The organism is Mycolicibacter sinensis, assembly GCF_001667375.1.
GTDB lineage: Bacteria > Actinomycetota > Actinomycetes > Mycobacteriales > Mycobacteriaceae > Mycobacterium > Mycobacterium sinense_A.
On record NZ_LZIN01000021.1, the window covers coordinates 1 to 514 of the forward strand.

The window sequence follows — 514 nt, forward strand, 5'->3', positions numbered from 1 at the left end:
TCGACCGCAACCCCACCCTGGATTTCGTCGAACGATTCCCGCTGCTCAAGCCGCTGGATCTGTCCGATGCGGTGTGCCCCAACGAATCCAGCGCCGGGGGAGGCCCATCACCGGCCGGGTCGTTCAGGTCGTAGGAGAACAGCTCCGGACCAAAGTCGAAATCGCCGTGGAATGCCTTGCCGTACGGGTCCAGCAGCAGCTTGCCGGGATCACAGCGGTGCCCTGCCGACGGGTCGAACGGCCCGTGCACCCGGAACCCGTAGTGCTGGCCGGGCCCGACGCCGGGTAGATAGGCATGCCAGACATAGCCGTCCACTTCCTCGAGACGGATCCGGGACTCGGTGTTGTCGGCCTCATCGATCAGGCACAGTTCCACCCGCTCGGCGACCTCGGAGAACACCGCGAAATTGGTTCCGGCGCCGGCATAGACGGCGCCGCGCGGGGACCTGTGGCCGGGCCACCCCCTGGGCGCGACCCAGCCCACCCCCGACCGGGGGGCGCGGCCCAAGGGAGG

2 pseudogenes are annotated in these 514 nt (G+C 68.7%); one reads left to right on the forward strand and one right to left on the reverse strand.

Annotated features, from left to right (window positions below):
• A pseudogene (locus tag A5771_RS24615) lies at positions 1–89 on the forward strand (hypothetical protein); the annotation flags it as partial.
• Here the strand turns inward: A5771_RS24615 and A5771_RS04350 are convergent.
• Positions 71–508, reverse strand: a pseudogene (locus A5771_RS04350) (glycogen debranching enzyme); the annotation flags it as partial. The pseudogenes A5771_RS24615 and A5771_RS04350 sit on opposite strands and share 19 nt — an antisense overlap.
• Positions 509–514 lie beyond the last annotated feature (6 nt).